Here is a 21,868-nt window from a genome sequence, read left to right as displayed (position 1 = left end):
TTTCAGCCAGCTAAGTTTTTCCGGTTGTGGCGCTGAACTCTGCAAATAGTTCAAGCTTTGACAAATCGCTAGATGTGCCCTGGATTTTTAAGAAACCATAATTTTACAAATGTCATTTGTAAACTCAACAGGATCTTGGACTGGCAGGCCTTCAATTAGCAAAGCCTGATTATATAAAATGTTTGTGAACAGCTTCAGCTTCTCTTGATCGTTTTCATACGCTGCTTTTAGCGTTTGAAAGACTTCGTGATCTGTATTAATTTCAAGCACTTTCTCCGCTTTAATGTTTTGGCTGTTCGGCATAGCATTTAATACTTTTTCCATTTCAATAGTGATTTCGCCGTCTGTTGATAAACAAACAGGATGTGTTTTTAACCGTTTTGATGCTCGCACATCCTTTACTTTATCACCCAAAATACTTTTCATTTGTTCGAACAGCTCTTTATGTTCTTTTTCAGTTTCTTTTTTGTTTTCTTCTTCGCTAATTCCTAAGTCGCCGCTGGAGACTGATTTAAATTCTTTCTCTTTATATGTCATTAACATTTTGATCGCAAATTCATCGATATCCTCTGTCAAATACAAAATTTCATAGCCTTTATCTGCAACCAGCTCAGTTTGCGGCAGCTTTTCAATTCGTTCATACGAATCGCCCGTTGCATAATAAATATATTTTTGCTCCTCAGGCATTCTTGATACATATTCTTGTAAGGTGACAAGTTTTTTCTCCTTTGAAGAGTAGAACATAAGCAAGTCTTGCAATGTTTCTTTATTTGCGCCGAAATCGCTGTAAACGCCATACTTTAATTGTCTGCCAAATGCTTCATAAAACTTTTCATATTTTTCTCTTTCATTTTTTAATAGGTTTTCTAGTTCGCGTTTAATTTTGTTTTGAATGTTTTTCGCAATGATTTTCAATTGCTTGTCATGCTGGAGCATCTCTCTTGAAATATTTAACGATAGTTCCTCAGAATCAACCATTCCTTTAACGAAGCTGAAGTAGTCAGGCAGTAAATCCGGGCACTTGTTCATAATTAACACGCCGTTGGAATACAGTTCAAGCCCTTTTTCATATTCTGCTGTATAGTAATTAAATGGCGTTTTTTCCGGAATATATAAAATCGCCTGATAGCGAACCGTCCCATCTACGCTAATATGAATATGTTTTAACGGTTTATCAAAGCCATAATGCTTTTCGGCATAAAAGTTTTCATAATCTTCATCTGTCAGTTCACTTTTATTTTTCCGCCAAATCGGAACCATGCTGTTGATTGTTTGTTCTTCAACAACCTCTTCAAATTCGTTCTCGTTCTCATTTTTCGGTTTTTGTACTTTGACATCCATTTTGATCGGATAGCGGATGAAGTCGGAATATTTTTTAATGATTTGTTTTAACCGATATTCGTCAAGAAATTCGTCATAGTTGTCATCTTCAGTATTCTCTTTGATTTTTAGTATGATCTCCGTTCCGACCTCTTCCTTCTCATATGGTTCGATTGTAAAACCATCAGCGCCTTTTGATTCCCATTTATATGCTTGATCGCTGCCCAGCGCTTTACTGATGACAGTGACAACATCCGCTACCATAAAGGCGGCATAAAAGCCAACGCCGAACTGTCCAATAATGTCATAGCCGTCTTTTAATTCGTTTTCTTTTTTAAAGGCGAGCGACCCGCTCTTTGCAATCGTACCAAGATTTTCTTCCAATTCCTCTTTTGTCATGCCTATGCCTGTATCAACGATTGTGAGCGTCCGCTTTTCTTTATTTGGAATAACTTTTATGTAGTATTGATCCTTTTGAAAGGTTAACGAATCATCAGTCAGTGCTTTGTAATAAATTTTATCAATCGCATCGCTTGCATTTGAAATTAACTCTCTCAAAAAAACTTCCTTTTTTGTATAAATGGAGTTGATCATCATTTCTAATAACCTTTTCGACTCGGCTTGAAACTCTTTTTTTTCCATGACCGCCTCTCCTTTCTAAAAAGCGTATGTGCAAAATTAAGATAAAAATTAGCACTCTAATCAATCGAGTGCTAATCATCATTTTTTTAATAACAAATATTTAATTTTATGTCAACTCCGAATGATTGACCGCTTTGCACTTTTCTTGAGTTTTTCTTTACGAACGATAGGCAACAGTCGTTTTCGAATGAGAAGGGCTTTGTCTTTCCACATAATGGTTGCAAATTTCTTTACCAATCAGGATGTTTTTCGGCACAAAAGCATTCCCTCGCAACTTTCAAGCTTCACTTTTATTGCCAATCCTTTAAGATTTCCCCATTCCTCTTAAAAAATGAAGAAGCATAGTAATCGATCGGTTGATGTCAGGATCTTTTAAAGCCGATAGCAATTGGAAAAAAGAAGTTGTTTCTTCTTTATTGACGCTTGCCGCAGCTTCTTGTATTCCAGCATTCATTCTTGTCGTCATTACCTGCAGCTTTTCGAGATCGATTGTTCCCAGCAGCATCAACAGATTGACGATATTTTTTAAAACATCAATGTTCGGTTTTCTGCTGACTTCCTTAACCACGTTTTCTAGTACTTGATCTTTCCGCGCTAAAAGGGCATTGGCGATTTCCAGAACACCTGCATCGTGAAGCTTCCGTAAACATGCTATGCCTTCTAAAACTGCCTCTTTATTGTCTGCTAACGCTTGCTCGATTTCTAATAAATTTTGCTTTCTTTTTTCTTCTTGTGACACTTCGATTTTTTTGATGGTTGTAATTGGTTTAGCCATGTATTTTCACCTTGCTTCCGGGAAACGTGTAGTCGCTGCGCTCCCATTTCTTCTCTACTTTGACCCCAATTTGCGGATTTCTTTTTCCGTTTCGATGGTTGTTTGGACGAATTGGGGAGTCTCCTTTTTCCTTCAATACGACCATTTTTACGGCAATTTCTTTATATGCCGGTGTGTTCGTATCGCGGTCAGCATGATTGCCTGTTAAACGATTAATAGCCAATTCGCCCGTATCATTCAATGGGATAAAGATTTCATGCTTTTGCACGCGATCCGTTATGTGAACAGGGCCTTTTACAGAGCCGTATTTGGAAATAAGCTTGACAATGGCTCCTTCTTGAATACGGCGTTCTTCAGCCAATTCTTTCGAAATTTCTATAAAAGCGTTCGGGGTTTTCCGGCTGATTCCTTGTGATTTATACGTCATGTTCCCTTCATGGAAATGTTCTAGCAAGCGCCCGTTGTTCACGTGAAGATCATACTCTTCATCTACATCATATAAATAATCGACTTGAAGCGGATAAAGCTGTGCCTTTCCATCGGCAAACGGGAATTGATCTTCATAAAGAAGCGGCGAGTCGGTTCCATCTTTCTCAACAGGCCATTGCAAGCTTGAAAATCCTTCTAAACGGTCATAGGAAACACCGGCAAAAAGCGGTGCGAGCGACGCCGCTTCTTCCATAATTTCTCCAGGGTGCTGATAATCCCAATTGAAGCCCAGCGCTTTCGCCAGCATACAATAAATTTGCCAATCAGGCTTCGAATCTCCAAGAGGCGGCAATGCTTCATACAATCGCTGAATCCGGCGTTCTGTATTGGTAAAAGTTCCTTCTTTTTCTAAGCTTGGACTGGCCGGCAGCACAACATCTGCATATTGGGCCGTTTTTGTTAAAAATAAGTCCTGCACAACGAAAAATTCCAGCTTTTCAAAAGCGGCGCCGACTTGATTGATATTGGCATCGACAATCCCCATATCTTCGCCAGTCACATATAATGCCTTCAGAGCGCCTTCATGAATCGCTTTAACCATTTGATGATTGTCTTTTCCCGGATTTTTAGGCAATGTCACGCCCCAAGCTTTTTCATAACGGCTGCGGACTTTTTCATCCGCTACCTTTTCATATCCCGGGAAAAAGTTCGGCATGCTTCCAAAGTCGCTGCACCCTTGAACATTGTTATGGCCGCGCAGCGGATAGGCTCCAGTGCCCGGTTTGCCGTAATTGCCTGTCACTAATAACAAATTGGAAATGGCAGTACTCGTATCACTTCCGCGCTGCTGTTGAGTGACTCCCATCGCCCAGCAAATGACCATTGTTTTAGATTGATGAATCGTTTCAGCAACCTTGATCAGCGTGTCCTTGGAAATTCCCGTCACTTCTTCCGCATATTCCAACGTAAACGGCTCTAAGCTACTTTTATATTGTTCAAAGCCGTTCACTCGTTCTTTGATAAACTCTTCATCATGCCAATTTTGGTCAATGATGTATTTCGTTACAGCTGACAGCCAAACAAGATCCGTTCCCGGCTTTGGCCTGATAAACATATCGGCCCGCTCCGCCATTTCATGCTTTCTTAAGTCAAACACGAGCAGCTTTTGTCCATAAAGTTTTTGCGCTCGTTTGATTTTTGATGCCAAAACCGGATGCGATTCCCCTGTATTGGCGCCAATAATGATGACAAGATCAGAGGAAGCTATGTCAGAAAAAGATCCTGAATCACCGCCATAGCCGACAGTACGAAATAGTCCAACCGTTGCTGGAGATTGACAATATCTTGAGCAATTATCAACATTATTCGTTCCTATCACTTGACGGGCAAATTTTTGCAGTAAATACGATTCTTCATTCGTTGCTTTGGAAGAAGCTATAAATCCTAAAGCATCAGGGCCATGTGCATCTTTTATTTCTTTAAACCGTTTTGCAACATATCGAATCGCCTCATCCCATTCAACTTCTTTAAAATGGTCGCCTTCCCGGATCAACGGTTTTGTCAGCCGTTCTTCACTATTGACATAATCCCAGCCGAACTTCCCTTTTACACAAGTGGAAATTCCGTTTGCCGGCGATTCCGGTGTTGGTTCAACTTTTAAAACTTTTCTGTCTTTTGTCCATATATAAAATGAACAGCCAACTCCGCAGTATGTGCAAACTGTTTTCGTTTTCTTGATCCTTTCCTTGCGCAGCTCAGCTTCTGTATCTGAGATGGCCATTAGCGAACCGTATCCTGTTTCCACTTCCTTCGTCAAATTAATCATCGATCGTAATGTACCAGGTTCTACATTTGTTAAAAAGCCGGCTTCCCCTAACATTGATTTTTCCATTAAGGCATTGCACGGACATACAGTTACACATTGGCCGCAATTTACGCAGCTGGACTGATCAATCGGCACATCGTTGTCCCAGATCACACGAGGCTGCTCTCTGCTCCAATCAATCGTCAATGTTTCATTTACTTGAACATCTTGGCACACCTCTACACAGCGTCCGCATAATATGCATTGATTTGGGTCATATCGATAAAATGATCCTGAATAATCCACTTCATACGGTTTTGGTTGGAACGGAATGCTTTGATGTTCAATGCCTAAAGCTTTAACCGTATTATGAATTGTACAATCTCCATTGTTTTTATCGCAAACTGTGCAATATAATTCATGATTTTTTAAAATTTGATCCATCGCTAATTTTTGAGATTCTTTTACTTTAGAAGTCTCTGTTTCAACAACGAGTCCTTCTTGGACTTTGTAGCTGCAGGCTCGTACAAGCTCCCCGTTCACTTCCACCATACAAGTATCACATGTTTGAATTGCGCCCAAGCTTTCATGATAACAAACGTGCGGTACATCCATTTCATGTTCGAGCAAAGCCTGCAGAAGATATTGATTTTCCCTTGCGGTTATTTCTCCCCCGTTGACCGTAATCGTTACATTTCCCACGATACGTTCCCCCTGTTATTTTGTTATTCTGTTGCTATGTGTATAAATGTTCATTTTATTTTCCCGTATAAACCCAACAGTCGTAATGTTTAAATCTTCTGCCAATTGAAGTGCCAAATTTGTTGGAGCCGATTTTGATAGAAGTATACCGCACCCAATTTTCGAAACCTTCAGCACTACCTCTGAGGAAATCCGCCCGCTGAAAGCGATTATTTTATCATTTAAAGAAATGCTTTCGTTTAGACAGAAGCCATATAATTTATCTAAAGCATTATGTCGTCCAATGTCAGAAAATGTCTTAATCAATCCCTCTTTTGAACATAATGCCGTATGATGAATGCCTCCAGTACGCTTAAAAGCCGATGAAGCTTCATTTAACATTTCCATTAACTGAAAGCATTGTGCGGCAGAAATCGTCATGCTGCTCATAATCGTTTTCGCTGTTTTCACATCATTATAAAAATAAAACTGTCGGCTTTTTCCGCAGCAGGAGCCGATAAAGCGTTTGGAAACAAACTCTTTCTTATCCCCTATCGGCTGATGCAAATGAACATAGGCAAACCCCTTATCCTCATCAATTTGAAGCGCTTTCACATCTGCTTTTATGCGGATCATCCCTTCTGAAGCTAAAAAACCTAAAACAAGCTCCTCTACATGGGACGGCGAGCATACTAATGTGGCGAATTCCTCATTGTCCACAAAAATTGTTAACGGATACTCTATCGCAATTTCATCTATCACCACTTTCTTGTTTTGATGATCAATTTTGATTATTTCTCTTTTACAAATAATTTCTTTTTCCATAATGGGAACCTTCCTTTTTAATCACACCTCTAAAATAAAATATTCGACAGAAGCAGAAAAAATCCTTTTCTTCTTTTTTTCTCTATTTGTCCATACAAGGAAACTGTTTCACTGGAAAACCTAAGCTAGGTCAGGCTGGGAAAAATGAGGGGAGAAATATATATCTTTCAAGCGACATCGACTGATTTTGGCGGACTGCTTGTTCGAAAAAATCATCCAGTGATCATTGTCTTTTATCGTGACAAACAGCTTGGGAAGAACAACTGAAAAACTGTAACCCCTCTGCTTTTTCATCTATCCATCTAATAAGCTATTCGGTCATTCCTTAACCAACATCTACCGTTTGAAATTATTAGCAAATTTTTCACATTCTCTGCTGCCATTTTTCAATGCACGGAATATTTAACTGCTTGCACTTGTGTACGATCGAAGCGCATACCGCCAGAACCGGCGCGATATCCATAAGAACAGCCCGGCAAGTACAACGGATAGGATTGTTGTCATCCCGTTCCATTTTCCAAGCAAAGACAACGCCGGCGTGCTTGTAATAAAGGCAGCTGGCAAAATGTATGTGAGCACGATGCGAAGCCAGCCTCTATACATTCCGATTGGAAACCGTGTTGTTTCAAAAAATGAATTAAAAACAAACGATAGATCATCGATACGAATAACCCAAAAGGAGGTGGTCATCAGCATCATCCACAGCGCGTAAATCAGGACAAGCGAAGATCCGATACTAATGAAAAACATCACTGCATCCATTATTGTCGGCATATAATGTTTTTGTATTAACGCATAGATTATCAAGCCGATGCCAAGAAGCACATCAATTAAGCGCCAAAACACTAAATGGCGGAAGCTGACATAAAACATGCTGTCGACCGGCTTTGTCAATACATAATCAAACGTCCCCATGCGAATATGCTGCAGCAGACGGGACATGTTGGGCCGCAGGGCAAAATCAATCAATCCTTGCAGCGTATTGAATATACCAAGAAGCAGCAGAACATCCGCATATTTCCAACCGCCGAGGTTATCTGTTTGATAAAAAAATACTTGAATTGTCAAAATAGCCATCCCAATGCCAAACAAACTCGACAGGAAATTCCCTAAAAATTCGCTGCGATATTCGAGCTCCTCCACTAAACAAGTCCGAAAAAATTCACAAAAAATGCGACAATGTCTTTTCACATTATCCCCCCACAGCTTGGTTTTTCCTTAGACCAGCCTTCCAAAGCAACAATACTGCAAGCATAAAAAACATGCACCAAACTGCAGCCAATCCAAATCCGTACACAATATCCATCCCTTGGACGCTTCCGGTCAAAATTTCGATTGGAAACCCGACCATATATCGAAAAGGCAAATAAAAGCTGATCGTTTTCAAAAACGGCGGCAGGAGCGACATCGGTGCAATGCGGCCCGACAAAAAGAGAGACACCGCTTCAAACATGCCATACAAAGCCGTCACTTTTGTCACCCAAAAACCTAACAGACCAAATGTGTAGCTGAATAAAAAACGAATGACCGCTGCCAATAAAAGCGCACAAAAGAATAACAGCCACTGCGCCGCACCTATTTGATCCAGCCGCAGCGCCGGAATAAAGACCGCCAAGAGGCCCCATGCCGGAATTAAAATGACTAAAAATAACGCTTTATACACAATATTTTCAGCAATGGCCCAATGTATCGGGTGAAACGGACGGACAATTTGATAAGAAAAGGTTCCCTCCCTTATTTCCCGCTCCAATTCCCAAACGTCCCAAGCGCTTGTCATGCGTTCAACAAAAATCAATGCCGCAAAGTAAAAAATAAACGCATTCTCCTGATCAGGATCAATATTCATCCAGACCATCATCGTGATCAGCGGCTGAACCATGGCTCCTGTCATCCACACGATCGTCGCCAGCCGGTAGGCAAACATCTCCACATATTTCATGCGAAGGAGAACAGAGTATTTACGAAACATGTGCATCCTCCTGAAACGCGAGCGTTATCACTTCTTCCATCGGCGGGTCTTCTATATTTAAATCGCGAACATCAAACAGCTGCAAAAATCGGGAGGATACCTCGTGAATGCGTTCCCTCGGCACACGAAGCGTTACTTTACCCTCTTTTGCATCGACTAATTCGCCGTATGCATCCCATGAAATATCGGGAATGGACGAAAGCTGAACCTCTAGCAATTTATACGGCGTCAATTTTTCCGTCAACATGTCCAATTCACCATCATACAACAGCTTCCCATGATTAATAATGAGCACCCGATCGCACAGCGCTGTCACATCGCCCATGTAATGCGATGTCAACAATACTGTCGTTCGGTGCTCGCGGTTATATTGTCCTATAAAGCGGCGGACTTTTTCCTGCGTATGGACATCCAAGCCGATCGTCGGTTCATCCAAAAATAAAACCTTCGGCCGATGCAAAAGCGCGGCTGCCAATTCGCATTTCATCCGCTGTCCGAGAGACAAACTCCGCGTTGGTTTCGTCAAGAGCTCTTCTAACTCCAGCAGCTCGACAAGCTCATCCAACGTTTGCCGAAACGCACGGTCTTCTATTTCGTATATCGCTTTATTGACGAGAAACGTTTCCATCGGCGGAATATCCCATATGAGCTGGCTTTTCTGTCCCATGACTAAACTCATGATCTTCTTAAATTCCGCTTTTTGTTCAAACGGTACATATCCGGCAACTTGAATGCTCCCGGAGCTTGGATAAAGCAAACCGGCCAGCATTTTAATTGTCGTTGTTTTCCCCGCTCCGTTCGGCCCTAAAAATGCGACAATTTCTCCCGAAGGAATGGTAAATGAAATGTCTCGCACCGCTTCCACAGTACGAATTTCCCTTTTAAACAAACTGCGTACAGCACCCGTCCACCCTGCTTGCCGAACGTGAACTCGAAATTGCTTGTACAAATGCTCTACATGAATTGACATAGTGCCTCCCTCTGTTTCTTCGAACACCATGGGATTACGCCATTGAAACAATCATTGTTAAATCGTCTCAATTAATTCTAATCGAAAATCACCAACCTGATTTTTTTTGTACAAATTCGTCACAGAAGTGGAATAATTTTGTATCGTCCCCCTAAAGTTCAGGTCTCTTTCAGGAACTGACACATCAAACGTTTGCTGATACAGCAGCGTCGTAATATCATGATATTCATCGCTTCTCACCTTAAAAGCAAAACGAATTTTATGTAATGGCTCACCGTTTGGTTGATGAACCACTTCCTCTTCATACTCCTCTACTTGTATCTCTACACCATTCAATATTACTTTCTTCACCATACGATCCATCCCTCCTTGGCAGCTGTTTATAAAAAATCATAGCACGAACGCTTCCTGCCCACAAACTAGCATGCTTATGAATATACAACATAAATTCGAAGCTGTTTTGACTCTATTTAACCGGATGAACAGCAGCTAAAAACCCGTGCGATTTAGAACGGACTATGTAACATTTTTGATTTTATATAGTCAAGATGAATGCAGCCGTTTTTTGTTTGCCAAAAAATATACATTTAGAGGCGGCAGCAACAATCCGTTCGATTACGGATTCAAACGTTCTGCCAATTTCGCAGCCAAACATAAACAGAATCTTGTTGGCTGCTTTCAGGCTTTTTAAGCTAGGGAAAACATGGATTTTTTTCACAGGACTTAACCCTATATTTTCTTAACCCGGCAGATAATCCGATATGATTTGAAAATCATGTATATTCTTTAAATATTTGTACAAACATATGTTGAGCAATGCTGATTTTTTCAGATTTTGCAAATGGTACAGGCTGCCTAAAATGCTATAATATGGCATAAACTAAGCGAAAAGAGCCAATGTTCACATATTTTTCATTCTCTATATATACATTTGTCAAAGAGAATTGACAAAGAGCACATTTTTATAAAGTAAAATGAAATCATATTGTATTGGTTCATCCTGATCATATACTCATGACCGGTTTCAAAGATTTATCCCATTCAAAAGGAGGAAATAAAATTGTTATTTGAAGACCCCGTATTCAGCAGTCGAATGCTGACTATCCTTACACTTTCTTTTCACGCTATTTACGCAACCATTGGGGTAGGCGTTCCGTTGATGATCATGATTGCCCAGTGGGTTGGGATCAAAAAAAATGACGAACATTATCTTTTAATGGCTAGACGTTGGGCGCGGGGGTATGTCATCACCGTAGCTGTCGGCGTTGTAACAGGAACTGCGATTGGACTCCAGCTGTCATTGCTCTGGCCGAATTTTATGGAACTTGCCGGAAATGTGATCGCATTGCCACTTTTTATGGAAGTATTTGCTTTTTTCTTTGAAGCAATCTTTCTCGGAATTTATATGTACACTTGGGAACGATTTAAAAATCAGCGGAAGCACCTGCTCTTTCTGATTCCTGTCTCCCTTGGCGCCGCCTTTTCTGCCTTTTTTATTACCATCGTCAACTCTTTTATGAATGCGCCGCAAGGGTTTGACATTGTAAATGGTGAACTCATCAATGTCAATCCGCTGGGTGCGATTTTTAACCCGGCCATGCCGACAAAAGTCGCACACGTAGTCGCAACCGCCTTTATGACAGCCGCCTTTACGCTGGCATCTATTGCAGCATGCCAATTATTAAAAGGCTCCAACCATGTTTATCATAAAAAAGCCTTGTTTTTAACTATGAAAATAGGACTGATTTTCTCCATTGCAACAGCTGTTATCGGAGATTTTTCCGGCAAATATTTAGCTGAGTACCAGCCAGAGAAATTGGCGGCTGCGGAATGGCATTTTGAAACAGAAGGAAATGCTCCTCTAGTCATGTTTGGTATTTTAGATGACGAACAAAACATTAAATATGCACTTAAATTCCCATATTTGCTCAGTATTTTGGCGCATGGAGATCCAAATGCAGAAGTTATCGGACTAGACCAATTTTCAAATTTTGAATCTCCTCCGCTTTATATTCATTATTTTTTTGATATTATGGTAGCCATTGGCGTTTTCATGATTTTATTAGCACTTATCTATTGGATTGGAGTGAAGCGCGGATGGGCTTTCATCAACCAAAAATGGTTCCGCATGCTCATTGTGCTCGGAGGGCCTCTATCTTTTATCGCGATTGAGGCTGGCTGGTGGTTGACTGAATTTGGCCGTCAGCCTTGGATCCTTCGCGGAATTATGACAACGGGTGAAGCAGCAACTTCAAGCGGCCATGTAGGTCTTATGCTCATTCTTTTTGCCATTTTGTATTTGATTTTAGGAATCGGCACGATTGTGATTCTTCGCCGGTTGTTTAAAAATAATCCGGTGGAAAGAGAGCTTGAAAATCGATTAGGCGGTGAGCAGTCATGAGCTTGGAGATTATTGGGATATCCGTCCTTTGGATCTTTTTGTTCGGCTATGTGATCGTTGGATCCATTGATTACGGCGCTGGATTCTTTAATGCTTACAGCATTTTGAGTGGCAAGCAGCATATATTGTCCAAAATTATTCAACGCTACCTGTCTCCCGTTTGGGAGGTAACCAATGTATTTTTCGTTTTCTTCTTTGTTGGGATTGTCGGTTTTTTCCCAAAAACCGCATTTTATTATGGGACAACTCTCCTTGTTCCGGGAAGCATTGCGATTATTTTGCTTGCCATTCGCGGGTCTTATTACGCATTTGAAACGTATTCATCAAAAGGGCATAAAGGGTATGCCTTTATGTATGGATTGTCTGGATTATTGATCCCTGCATCATTATCTGTCGTCTTAGCCATTTCTGAAGGCGGATTTGTCTCGATGGTGGATGAGCATCCAGTTTTAAACTACGTAGCATTATTTAAAAGCCCATTATCTTGGAGCATCGTCGTTTTAAGTATTACGGCCGTCCTTTATATTTCAGCTGTTTTTCTTACATGGTACGCGAATCAAACTGGTGATACAGACGCAACGAATTTAATGAGAAAATATGCTCTTTTCTGGGCATTTCCTTTAATCATAACAGCTTGCGGCATCATTTATGAACTGAGCTATCACAACCAAGAGCATTTTGAACGCATCCTTAATTTATGGTGGATGTTCGCTTTATCGTTTCTTTTATATGTCGGGACTGTCTGGCTCATTTGGAAAAGAAAAAATTATGGATTGGCATTCGGATTGTTAGTAGGTCAATTTCTGTTAGCTTTCTTTGGATATGGAATCTCCCATTATCCGTACTTGCTTTATCCATATTTGTCCATTTATGACAGTTTTACAAACGAAGCTATGGCCATTTCCCTGATCATCGTTTTTATTTTAGGATTAGCCCTTTTGCTCCCTTCCCTTTATTTACTAATAAAACTGTTTCTGTTCGATAAAGATTATGTGAAAGGGCAAAACGCAAAATAAGGAGTGTGGAACGATGAAGACTTTTTTAATTACGTTTGCCCCCTTTCTCGTGCTATTCGCTGCTGCAGCTTTATCATTTTGGACAGCAGTGAAAGATGAGCTCATATCCAAAAGAGGATAAAAATTGAAGCAAGCTTAGAAATCAATCGAAAAAAAGCCGACAGTTTGCTCCATGTCGGCTTTCTTTAATTTGCTGTAAAGACACTTTGTTCAATTTGCTTCATTTGATAAAAGTATCCTTTTTTGTTCATCAATTCTTTGTAGGTTCCCGCTTCTACAATAGCTCCTTCATCCATAACGATAATTTGATCCATGTTTTCCAGACCGGCCAGACGATGACTGACAAGGATGACGGTATCATTTTTAGCAGCTTCAAACAGATGATGATAAATAGACTGTTCCGTTAAAGCATCCAAAAATGATGTCGGTTCATCAAGTATCCATAGCGGAGCTTTTTTCAACAATACCCTGGCGATCGCCAGTCTTTGCTTTTCCCCGCCCGATAAATTTCCTCCTCTTTCTAACAACGGATCGGCCAAAGAAAGATAGTCAAGCTTCACCTTTTTCAGCACATCTTCCAAATCTTCGTCAAGCACTGCATCTTTAGCAATCATTAGGTTATCGCGAACGGTACCGTAGAAAAAGTGGTTGTCCTGCAAAATAACGTTCGCATTTTTCCAAAGGCTATCGTCATCTAATTGATCGATCGGGATGCCGTTGATCCGAATCACCCCTTGATAGTTTTTATAAATTTTTAATAAAAGGGCCAGCAAGGTCGATTTGCCCGAACCACTAGGTCCGACAATGGCTGTTTTCGATCCTGCCGGAAATGTAATTGAAACATTTTTTAAAATTTCACCAAATAAATGAAAGGTGACATTCTCCATGACAATTGATGGAGCTTGTTGACCGGGAAGCTCCTTCATTTCTTTCTCATCAGACGTTTTTACAGAAGAGTCTTGATGCGTGGCGTCTGATAGTCTTGCAGCAGCTTGACGGCTGTCCTCTAAATAACTTGGAAAAGCAGCCATCGGTGCCGCATGTTCAAAAACAGTTAATGAAATCATTACAAGCATGGCAAGAAAAATACCATCTAATTGACCGCCTGCAACGAAATAGACGCCAAGCAAAAGAATAATCCAAGAGACAATTAAAGATACAAACGTATTGACAGATTGACTGAAGAGGTTATGGATTGCTTCACGTTCCTGTTCTTTCAAATAAGCATCGGAGCGTTGGGTAAGCTTCTCTTGTTTATGCTCAAGCTGTTGATAAATTTTTAAATCGCGAAACCCATAAAAAAACTCCGTAACTTCTGTCGATAAATTCCCGCGGCTTTGCCGAACATGACGCTCTACTTTTTTTAGTCTGAAAGCAAAGTAAGCCGGAATTAGGACAGTGGTGAAAATCAAACCGATACATAACACCAAGGCAATATAAAAGGAAAAGAACGAAGTGAAAAAAATGGTCCATAAAAATATGAGAGTGGATACGATCGGCGGATAAAAAACACGCAAAAAGAAGTTTTGCAGCGTTTCCACATCGCCGACAATTCTGGAGAGGAGATCTCCGCTCCGATATTTAAGAAAAATCGCGGGCACCAATGGCTCCAGCTTTTCAAAAAAAGAAACTCGCAACCGGCTTAATATATTGAATGTGGCGCGATGAGAAAAATAACGCTCCCCGTAACGGCTGCCGGCACTGATAAACCCTAACAGTTTTATACACGCTATGAAAACAGTCAGCGTGTAAATTGGCGGTGCAAGAGCTGCTTTAGAAATCAAATAGCCGCTTGAAGCAAACAAACTCACTGTCGCGATTCCTGTTATAAATCCGAAGAGAATGGACAAAAAAAGATCTTTCTTTTCTGTTAATGTCAGCTTTGTAATAAATAGCAAATCTTTCATTTTGCCATGCCTCCCTGTTGGAGCGTTGTCATTTTCCTGTACGCTTCAACTGATTCCAGCAATTCTTTATGTGTTCCGGATGCGATGAGTTCTCCATTTTCCAAAAAAAGAATTTTATCCGCATTTATAATGGTATGAAGCCGATGAGCGACGGTAATGACGGTGGAAGATTGAGCTAATTCCTTTATGGAATCCTGCAAAATTTGTTCTGTTTGAAGATCCAGTCCAGTCGTCGGCTCATCAAACAATATAATGGATGGTTTTTTCAAAAACGCTCGTGCCAGTGCAATTCGTTGTTTTTCTCCTCCGGAAATTCCCCTTCCTCCTTCTCCAATAGGTGTATCAAAACCATTTTCAAGTGATTGGACAAGCTTTAAAATTCCTGCCTTTTCGGCTGCTTGTTCGATTTCCTCTTTCGTTGCATCGAGTTTTCCTCCCAATGCGATATTTTCCGCAATCGTTCCAGAAAAAAGATACGGATTTTGCGAAATATAGCTGATTTCATCGAACCAGCTCTTTTCGTTCAAATCAGACCGCCGAATTCCGTTCACATAAATTTCCCCTTCAGTAAGCGGAACAAGACCTGCAATCACATGTAATAAAGTCGATTTCCCAGCGCCGCTCTTTCCGACAATTGCCACTTGCTCAAACGGGCGGATTTCAGCATTTATATTTTTTAAGGCAAACCTATCTCCCTCGTAATGAAATCCCGCTCCTTCTATACGAATGGTCGGCGGTCCTTCACCTTTTGGCAAAACTGCCTTCCCCCATTTTACTGGCTTTCCGATTGCGTTTAGCTCCTCTTCAATCTTTCTTGCCGCCCCCATACTTCCCCTGCCTGCATGAAAGGCGCTTCCTAAATCTTTCAGTGCATTATAAAACTCAGGAGCTAGAATCAGCATGAAAAACGCGGTAAAAAAAGAAATGTTTTGAAAAATAATTAAGCGAATCGCCACATCAAGGGCAATCAATCCCATACTAAGCATGGAAATGAACTCCAGCATAAAAGAAGAGGTAAAAGCAATTTTCAATACTTCCATCGTCGCATCACGAAAGCCATGGCTGCTTTTTCTGATCGCTTCTTTCTGCTGTTTCGCACGGTTGAACAGCTTAAGGGTTGTCAGCCCTTGCAAGGTGTCAAGAAAATGTCCCGATAAAGCGGTCATTTTCTCCATTTGCTCCTCCGATTTCTTTTTCGTTTTGTAGCCAATGATGATCATGAATATCGGTATAAATGGCGCTGTAATCACCATGATTAATCCAGTAAATGGATGGCTAGCAAACACAACGAAAAGAATGAGAAGAGGTATGATCAACGTTTGAACTGCCTTTGGAATATAAATGCTAAAGTAGCTGTCGATTTCATCTACCGCATCCAGCAATACACTTGCTTTTTGTCCTGTTTTCCCTTGCAGCGATACTTGCAGCGGGTTGCTTGAAAATTTATTTAATAAAGATTGGCGAAGATCTTTTTTCACTTTGGACGCTATTTTAATTCCTGTTAAACCGCTGAAATAATGGGATGCAGTTCTGGCCAAAAGAACAATGAACAAACCTAAAAGCAACTGGAAAACATCAGCAAAAGACTGTTTCTGTAAAAAAATGCGATCGACTATCGCCGCAAAAAAATAAGCTTGTCCAATAATGGCAGCACCAGAGATTAAAGCAAGCACGATTAGCAACATCAATTTTGTTTTCTGCTTAAAAGCCAATTTTTTTAGCTGAACCATCCTTTCATGCCTCCAAAAAAACACGTCCATAGATAAGTTTGATGAAACTTGAAAAAACTCTTTTAACATGGCAGTCCAAACGTTTTACAGTTCGCAAATACTTTCAAACAAGTATACATGATAAAATATATTCAAGTAAAACAACGGCCTCACCATTTTTTAAAAGTCTTCTATTCCTTGTTTACAACTTTGTAATTGTTGAATAACATGCTTAGATCACTAGTGTTGCATTAATTTAATTTTAATATTAAAAAGACTCACAATCTTCACTTATTTTATTTTGTGAAAAGAAAAAGTCCTTTATAATGGATAAGTCAGGTGGTAACCCGTCCAAATCCACTAAAAAGGACCAAACTCATGGACAAGATTACACGAAAAACTTCATTTGGACAATGGTTTTCGCCAATAAATCTTCAATTATTTGAAGAACAGGTGAAAACGATGAAATTAGATTACTATACGAAAAAATTAACGACAGAGTCATTTCTAAAATTACTGCTTTTTGCGCAATTGGAAGAAATCGAAAGTCTCCATGCGCTAAGCGATTGCCTTTTTGATGACCAACTTCAAAAAGGGGTCGACCTTAATTCTATTAGTATTTCACAGTTGTCACGGCGATTAAATGGTATAAACCCAGATCTATTTCAAAAGCTTTTTCTTGATTTAGTCGCAAAAATTCATGCCAAAACACAATACACAAAACGGGTCATGCCTTTAAAAATCATTGATTCAAGCACATTGCCACTTAATTTGACCAATCATAAATGGGCGAAGTTTCGCAAAACAAAGGCTGGTGTAAAGCTGCATTTGCGCCTTGTGTTTATGGAAAAGGGGATATCCTATCCTGAAAAAGCTTTGATGACAACGGCAAGAGAACATGACCGTGGACAGCTTGAAATCATGGTGGATGACAAGGAATGCATGTATGTGTTTGACCGTGGCTATCTAGACTATGAGCGCTTTGATCGTATGACGGATGACGGCTACTTCTTTCTTTCCAGACTACGGAAAAACGCTGTTATACGGGAAGTTTATGATTTTAAACTACCCGAAGATACGAGTGTTTTGTCGGATCAAATGGTATTGATTGGCACAACTCAAAACCGTGCTGAAAATTACTTTCGCCTTCTAAAAGTGATGGATTCAAAAGGAAATGAACTCCATTTAATCACAAATCGTTTTGATTTAAGCGCCGAAGAAATTTCCGAGATGTACAAATCACGATGGGCTATTGAACTGTTTTTTAAATGGGTCAAACAACATCTCAGCATCAAAAAATTCTATGGTCAAAGTGAATGGGCGATTCAAAATCAAGTATTTATCGCACTTATTGTTTTTTGCCTACATGTTCTGGCACAAATCGAAACAAATAGTACGCGAAAAACCTTACAAATTAGCCGTTATTTAAGGGCTGCATTGTGGAAACCAGCGCATATCTGGCTTCGAAAAATTGAAGGAAAAGCCATCCCTTAATAAGTAAATTGTCGTCGTCGCACAGGTCTAATTGTCAATAAATTTCCAAATGGATGGGGTCACCTTTAATTGGGTACTTACCTTTTTGGCTCTAAACAGGAAAAATAATAAAACTGAAAATTACGACAATATTTATGCAACACTAGTGTGCTTAGATGAAAGAAAAATTTTTATTCGTTTATTATAGAAAGATATCAAATCGTGAAACTAATTTGATTTTCTATCGTATATAACATTGAAGCTAAGTTCAAAAAAAATACGAATACTTTCATACAGGGGGAAGTCGAAATTGAAAAAATTATTAGCAGCTTTGTTTACTTTCGCGCTTATTTTTTCACCTGTTGGAAATGTTGTTTTTCAAGATCATCCAACGATAGTAGAGGCGAAGTCATACAAATCAGGGAAAAAAAGCTTCAATTTGAATAAAAATACTACAACGAACAGTTCGAATTTCCAAGATAAAAAGGCAAACACTCCAAAAAATCAATCTGCCGGCTCCAAAGGCACACTCTCATCAGGAGGATTTTTCAAAGGCCTAATGTTAGGAGGGCTTGCCGGATTATTATTTGGCGGACTGCTAGCAAACATGGGTATATTCGGTTCAATTTTAGGTTTATTCATTAATTTGCTGGCAATCGTTATTCTCATCTCGATCATTCGCAAAATTTTCGTCCTGATCAAACATAAAAAAGAAAAAGAGGCTGCAAATCCATGGAAAAGCTGATTATTCCGGAGCAAGATATTATTAACGCCATCTGCGTGTACATTTCCCGAAAAAAACAAATAAAGCCGGAAGAAGTTGTAGTGGAGCTGATGTATGACGACGATTACGGCTTTTCTGCCGAAGCGTATGTAAACGACCGAAAGCAAGTACTTATTACCGCAAACATCATCGAAGCTCTGCGTCTTTGGCTCGATGAATTTTTAAATGAAGACCCGTACGCTGGGATTGAACTTGTGTTGGATGATGAAGAAGGAATTATTGCCATCGTCAAAGGAAGATAAACGAACAATCCTTAAAAAATAATCAGCACAAATTCGGCTGACTATGGATTGCGCTGGAACATTATGAAAAATGTTTCGGCGCTTTTTCATATTTCCAATTAAAATCCACTCTGAATCTAAAAAAACTCTATTTTATTGATTTTTTAAAATGCGATGAATCTCTTTAATCTCTACCCCGTATTCAACTGAACGTGCTGACAATTCCTCAATCACACGCTGCTGACGTGCTACAAATTGTTCTAAATTCTCATAAGTTTTAGGGATTCCTGTAATTTTTCGTTCGATATTTTCCATTTTTACTTCTAATCGGGATTGTCCTTCTTTTAGTTCTTTCATCCCTACTTTTAGCTCTTTCAACTCTTCTTTTACACCTTGTTGTTCGACTGCCAAACGGTGTTGTCCTTCTTTTAGTTCTTTCAGCTCTTCCTTCATATCTTTTTGCTCAACTGCTAAACGAGACTGACCTTCCTTTAGCTCTTTCAGCTCTTCCTTCATACCTTTTTGCTCAACTGCTAAACGAGACTGACCTTCCTTTAGCTCTTTCAGCTCCTTCTTCATATCTTTTTGCTCAACTGCTAAACGAGACTGACCTTCTTTTAGCTCTTTCAGCTCCTTCTTCATATCTTTTTGCTCAACTGCTAAACGAGACTGACCTTCCTTTAGCTCTTTCAGCTCTTCCTTCATACCTTTTTGCTCAACTGCTAAACGAGACTGACCTTCTTTTAGCTCTTTCAGCTCCTCCTTCATACCTTTTTGCTCAACTGCTAAACGAGACTGACCTTCTTTTAGCTCTTTCAGCTGTTCCTTTACACCTTGTTGTTCGACTGCTAAACGGGATTGTCCTTCTTTCATTTCTTTTAGCTCTGATAATATTAATTTTAACGCTTCTTCCATCATATTAAACCTCCATCATGATTCATTTTATAATAACAAATATCTATCCTCTAAACGTTTCTACATAAAATAATAGAACAAATGTTTGGTTTTGTGAAGAAAAAGTTTCATATTAACTTCTGCTTTTATAATGATTATAATACACTTTTCTCTGACAGAAAGGTCTTAATACCACCTTTTTTCCTCGATTAATCTTTATTAGGAAATTTTCGAAAGCACCGATAAAAAAATTTCACATTTTCTCAGATCATTCATTTTTTTCCCTTTTGAATACTAAGTTTGACTTTTCCCCATTCCGATACATCAGCTCCTCCAGGTTTTGTTTGATTTTTTCTTGTAGTTTGTTCGATTCTTCAAATTGTTCGAGCAACCGTTTCGTTAGTTCGGCTATTTTTTGCTCAAAAGGAATGTCTTCTTCTTCTTCTTCTGCCTCTGTTCCGACGTACATGCTTGGTGTCAGTTTGTAGTCGTTTTGTTGTACTTCTTCAAGTTTTGCAATTTTACAGAAACCTTCAATATTTTCGCAGCTTTTTGCATGTTCATATTTAAATGCTCGATAAACTGATGCGATTTTATCAATTTCTTCTTTAGACAATGCTTTTTGCTTGCGGCTGACGGGCTTTCCCATTTTTCGGGCATCGATAAACAAAATTTTGTTTCTTCGAGCACGGTAACCGTTTTTTCCATCGCGATTTTTGCTTAAAAAGAACAAACAGCACGGTATGCCTGTTGTGAAAAACAGTTTTTCCGGCAATTGGACAACGCAATCGATGTACCCTTCATCCACCAATATTTTCCGCACTTCCTTTTCTTCCTTAACATTAGTTGTCATTGCGCCATTTGCCATCACAAACCCTGCTGATCCTGCATCATTTAAATGGTATAAGAAATGCTGCATCCACATATAGTTTGCATTGCTGTTTGTAACAGGCCCGATCAAGCGCGGATCGCTTTTCGATATTCTGTCCGCCCCCCAATCTTTTTGATTAAACGGCGGGTTGGCAATCACATAATCAGCCTTTAATTCAGGAAATTGATCGTTCAACAGCGAATCTCCCAGCCGTATTTCCGCATTGATGCCATGAAGCAATACGTTCATTTTTCCAAGACGTACTGTCGTGACGACATTTTCCTGTCCGTAAAATAAAAGAGACTTTTTATTCGGCGCATACCTCCCGCTTTGAATAAACATTCCACCGCTTCCACACGCTGGATCAAACACGATACCTCTTTTTGGTTCAAGCATCTCCACCAGCAATTCCACAATACAGGATGGGGTAAAAAACTCGCCGCCTCTGTTCCCTTCTGACGAAGCAAATGAACTAATAAAATACTCATAAGTACGACCGAGTATATCTATGCTGTCTTCCGAGCTGCCACTAAACACATCACGTGAAAAAATTTCAATTAATCCAGCAACATTTTCTACCGGTAAGTTCAAGCCTTGATAAATTTGCGGCAGCACCCCTGTCAATTCTGGGTTTTCTTCCTCGATTCGCTTCATCGCATTATCGAGAATTTCTTTAATATTCGGCTGTTTAGCATTTTTCATTATATAGTGCCAGCTTGCTTCCTTCGGGACGACAAACACATTTTTATCTCTATATTGATGAGAATCTGAAACGAAACCTTGCTGCATTTCTTCATTTTCCGCAAAAATTTGCTCCAACTCATTGCAGCTCTGTTCATATTTATTCGAAAGATAGCGCAAAAAAATAAGCGGCAGTACATAATGTTTATAGTCAGCTGGAGCCACGCTTCCGCGCATTTTATTAGCTGCTTCAAATAATTCTTTTTGGAAATCAATCTCTGCTTTAACCGCCATGGTTTTCCCCCTCTAAATCTTGCTGTCGATTCATTGTATTTTAAAAATATTTTAGCATAATCTGTCTTCCTCTTTTTCAAAACAAAAGAGCGGCCCATGCTTTGGCCGCAATAAGAAACAAAATAAATTTTCGAATTTTCACAATATGAACTGTCGATTGATATCCTCTTCCTGCAAACTTTTGGGCATTTATGTTCTTCAT

General features: G+C 39.7%; 19 protein-coding genes. 7 read left to right on the top strand and 12 right to left on the bottom strand.

The window, feature by feature from the left end; translation table 11 throughout:
• Positions 1 to 87 precede the first annotated feature (87 nt).
• The 8 genes from htpG to ACVIJU_RS06715 form a co-directional block, all read right to left on the bottom strand.
• Complete coding sequence (htpG, locus tag ACVIJU_RS06750; protein ID WP_456687418.1) at positions 88 to 1,962, bottom strand: molecular chaperone HtpG; 1,875 nt, start codon at positions 1,960 to 1,962, stop codon at positions 88 to 90.
• Between the two features lie 304 nt (positions 1,963 to 2,266).
• Positions 2,267 to 2,737: a DUF1641 domain-containing protein gene (locus ACVIJU_RS06745; protein WP_063386390.1), complete on the bottom strand. Its 471-nt coding sequence runs from the start codon at positions 2,735 to 2,737 to the stop codon at positions 2,267 to 2,269.
• The gene (gene fdhF, locus ACVIJU_RS06740; RefSeq protein WP_094245451.1) at positions 2,730 to 5,675 is read right to left on the bottom strand and encodes a formate dehydrogenase subunit alpha; all 2,946 of its coding nucleotides are present in this window, start codon (positions 5,673 to 5,675) and stop codon (positions 2,730 to 2,732) included. The genes ACVIJU_RS06745 and fdhF overlap by 8 nt, the downstream gene beginning before the upstream one ends.
• Positions 5,676 to 5,687: 12 nt before the next feature.
• Positions 5,688 to 6,476, bottom strand: coding sequence for a formate dehydrogenase accessory sulfurtransferase FdhD (fdhD, locus tag ACVIJU_RS06735; RefSeq protein WP_063386392.1), 789 nt, complete (start codon positions 6,474 to 6,476; stop codon positions 5,688 to 5,690).
• A 402-nt stretch (positions 6,477 to 6,878) separates the two neighbouring features.
• Positions 6,879 to 7,667 carry an ABC transporter permease gene (locus tag ACVIJU_RS06730; protein WP_456687417.1) on the bottom strand — a complete coding sequence of 263 codons (789 nt, stop codon included), beginning with the start codon at positions 7,665 to 7,667 and terminating at the stop codon, positions 6,879 to 6,881.
• A gap of 1 nt (position 7,668) precedes the next feature.
• Positions 7,669 to 8,445, bottom strand: a complete 777-nt coding sequence (locus ACVIJU_RS06725) for an ABC transporter permease (protein ID WP_063386394.1) — start codon at positions 8,443 to 8,445, stop codon at positions 7,669 to 7,671.
• Positions 8,435 to 9,415, bottom strand: a complete 981-nt coding sequence (locus tag ACVIJU_RS06720) for an ABC transporter ATP-binding protein (RefSeq protein WP_456687416.1) — start codon at positions 9,413 to 9,415, stop codon at positions 8,435 to 8,437. The genes ACVIJU_RS06725 and ACVIJU_RS06720 overlap by 11 nt, the downstream gene beginning before the upstream one ends.
• Before the next feature lie 57 nt (positions 9,416 to 9,472).
• Entirely contained in the window at positions 9,473 to 9,769 is a 297-nt protein-coding gene (locus ACVIJU_RS06715) for a DUF3219 family protein (protein WP_094245447.1), read from the bottom strand.
• A 145-nt stretch (positions 9,770 to 9,914) separates the two neighbouring features.
• Here ACVIJU_RS06715 and ACVIJU_RS06710 point away from each other — a divergent pair, with 145 nt between their 5' ends.
• The 4 genes from ACVIJU_RS06710 to cydS all read left to right on the top strand — a co-directional run bounded on the left by ACVIJU_RS06710 (position 9,915) and on the right by cydS (position 12,953).
• Entirely contained in the window at positions 9,915 to 10,106 is a 192-nt protein-coding gene (locus ACVIJU_RS06710; RefSeq protein ID WP_117017358.1) for a hypothetical protein, read from the top strand.
• A gap of 402 nt (positions 10,107 to 10,508) precedes the next feature.
• Positions 10,509 to 11,816: a cytochrome ubiquinol oxidase subunit I gene (locus ACVIJU_RS06705; RefSeq protein ID WP_412674448.1), complete on the top strand. Its 1,308-nt coding sequence runs from the start codon at positions 10,509 to 10,511 to the stop codon at positions 11,814 to 11,816.
• On the top strand, positions 11,813 to 12,832 hold the full coding sequence (locus tag ACVIJU_RS06700; RefSeq protein ID WP_063386398.1) for a cytochrome d ubiquinol oxidase subunit II: 1,020 nt from the start codon (positions 11,813 to 11,815) through the stop codon (positions 12,830 to 12,832). The genes ACVIJU_RS06705 and ACVIJU_RS06700 overlap by 4 nt, the downstream gene beginning before the upstream one ends.
• A gap of 13 nt (positions 12,833 to 12,845) precedes the next feature.
• Positions 12,846 to 12,953: a cytochrome bd oxidase small subunit CydS gene (cydS, locus tag ACVIJU_RS06695; RefSeq protein ID WP_375338786.1), complete on the top strand. Its 108-nt coding sequence runs from the start codon at positions 12,846 to 12,848 to the stop codon at positions 12,951 to 12,953.
• A gap of 64 nt (positions 12,954 to 13,017) precedes the next feature.
• On the opposite strand, the gene cydC is transcribed toward cydS, so the two are convergent.
• Both cydC and cydD read right to left on the bottom strand, forming a co-directional pair.
• The gene (gene cydC, locus ACVIJU_RS06690) at positions 13,018 to 14,739 is read right to left on the bottom strand and encodes a thiol reductant ABC exporter subunit CydC (RefSeq protein WP_066251674.1); all 1,722 of its coding nucleotides are present in this window, start codon (positions 14,737 to 14,739) and stop codon (positions 13,018 to 13,020) included.
• A complete protein-coding gene (cydD, locus tag ACVIJU_RS06685; protein ID WP_339212372.1) occupies positions 14,736 to 16,469 on the bottom strand; it encodes a thiol reductant ABC exporter subunit CydD in 1,734 nt (577 codons plus the stop codon). The genes cydC and cydD overlap by 4 nt, the downstream gene beginning before the upstream one ends.
• A gap of 357 nt (positions 16,470 to 16,826) precedes the next feature.
• Between cydD and ACVIJU_RS06680 the strand changes: the two genes are divergently transcribed.
• The 3 genes from ACVIJU_RS06680 (at position 16,827) to ACVIJU_RS06670 (ending at position 18,947) form a co-directional block, all read left to right on the top strand.
• A complete protein-coding gene (locus tag ACVIJU_RS06680) occupies positions 16,827 to 17,942 on the top strand; it encodes an IS4 family transposase (RefSeq protein WP_456687346.1) in 1,116 nt (371 codons plus the stop codon).
• A gap of 289 nt (positions 17,943 to 18,231) precedes the next feature.
• Positions 18,232 to 18,666: a hypothetical protein gene (locus ACVIJU_RS06675; protein WP_063386401.1), complete on the top strand. Its 435-nt coding sequence runs from the start codon at positions 18,232 to 18,234 to the stop codon at positions 18,664 to 18,666.
• The gene (locus tag ACVIJU_RS06670) at positions 18,654 to 18,947 is read left to right on the top strand and encodes a YxcD family protein (RefSeq protein ID WP_063386402.1); all 294 of its coding nucleotides are present in this window, start codon (positions 18,654 to 18,656) and stop codon (positions 18,945 to 18,947) included. Before ACVIJU_RS06675 ends, ACVIJU_RS06670 begins: the two co-directional genes overlap by 13 nt.
• 132 nt (positions 18,948 to 19,079) lie before the next feature.
• Here ACVIJU_RS06670 and ACVIJU_RS06665 read toward each other — a convergent pair whose 3' ends face one another.
• Positions 19,080 to 19,844: a coiled-coil domain-containing protein gene (locus tag ACVIJU_RS06665; RefSeq protein ID WP_339199374.1), complete on the bottom strand. Its 765-nt coding sequence runs from the start codon at positions 19,842 to 19,844 to the stop codon at positions 19,080 to 19,082.
• 244 nt (positions 19,845 to 20,088) lie between these two features.
• Positions 20,089 to 21,666: a type I restriction-modification system subunit M gene (locus ACVIJU_RS06660; RefSeq protein ID WP_130156735.1), complete on the bottom strand. Its 1,578-nt coding sequence runs from the start codon at positions 21,664 to 21,666 to the stop codon at positions 20,089 to 20,091.
• Positions 21,667 to 21,868 lie beyond the last annotated feature (202 nt).

It is taken from the genome of Aeribacillus sp. SP014 (genome assembly GCF_054055575.1).
This window is presented reverse-complemented; position numbering and strand designations above follow the sequence as displayed.

Excerpts from the sequence above, each read along its gene's own strand:
- htpG (WP_456687418.1), bottom strand. The coding sequence starts at position 1,962 with ATGGAAAAAAAAGAGTTTCAAGCCGAGTCGAAAAGGTTATTAGAAATG.
- ACVIJU_RS06665 (WP_339199374.1), bottom strand. The coding sequence starts at position 19,844 with ATGATGGAAGAAGCGTTAAAATTAATATTATCAGAGCTAAAAGAAATG.
- cydD (WP_339212372.1), bottom strand. The coding sequence starts at position 16,469 with ATGGTTCAGCTAAAAAAATTGGCTTTTAAGCAGAAAACAAAATTGATG.
- ACVIJU_RS06670 (WP_063386402.1), top strand. The coding sequence starts at position 18,654 with ATGGAAAAGCTGATTATTCCGGAGCAAGATATTATTAACGCCATCTGC.
- ACVIJU_RS06720 (WP_456687416.1), bottom strand. The coding sequence starts at position 9,415 with ATGTCAATTCATGTAGAGCATTTGTACAAGCAATTTCGAGTTCACGTT.
- fdhD (WP_063386392.1), bottom strand. The coding sequence starts at position 6,476 with ATGGAAAAAGAAATTATTTGTAAAAGAGAAATAATCAAAATTGATCAT.
- ACVIJU_RS06700 (WP_063386398.1), top strand. The coding sequence starts at position 11,813 with ATGAGCTTGGAGATTATTGGGATATCCGTCCTTTGGATCTTTTTGTTC.
- ACVIJU_RS06705 (WP_412674448.1), top strand. The coding sequence starts at position 10,509 with ATGCTGACTATCCTTACACTTTCTTTTCACGCTATTTACGCAACCATT.
- ACVIJU_RS06725 (WP_063386394.1), bottom strand. The coding sequence starts at position 8,445 with ATGTTTCGTAAATACTCTGTTCTCCTTCGCATGAAATATGTGGAGATG.
- cydC (WP_066251674.1), bottom strand. The coding sequence starts at position 14,739 with ATGAAAGATTTGCTATTTATTACAAAGCTGACATTAACAGAAAAGAAA.
- ACVIJU_RS06660 (WP_130156735.1), bottom strand. The coding sequence starts at position 21,666 with ATGGCGGTTAAAGCAGAGATTGATTTCCAAAAAGAATTATTTGAAGCA.
- ACVIJU_RS06680 (WP_456687346.1), top strand. The coding sequence starts at position 16,827 with ATGGACAAGATTACACGAAAAACTTCATTTGGACAATGGTTTTCGCCA.
- ACVIJU_RS06715 (WP_094245447.1), bottom strand. The coding sequence starts at position 9,769 with ATGGTGAAGAAAGTAATATTGAATGGTGTAGAGATACAAGTAGAGGAG.
- ACVIJU_RS06745 (WP_063386390.1), bottom strand. The coding sequence starts at position 2,737 with ATGGCTAAACCAATTACAACCATCAAAAAAATCGAAGTGTCACAAGAA.
- cydS (WP_375338786.1), top strand. The coding sequence starts at position 12,846 with ATGAAGACTTTTTTAATTACGTTTGCCCCCTTTCTCGTGCTATTCGCT.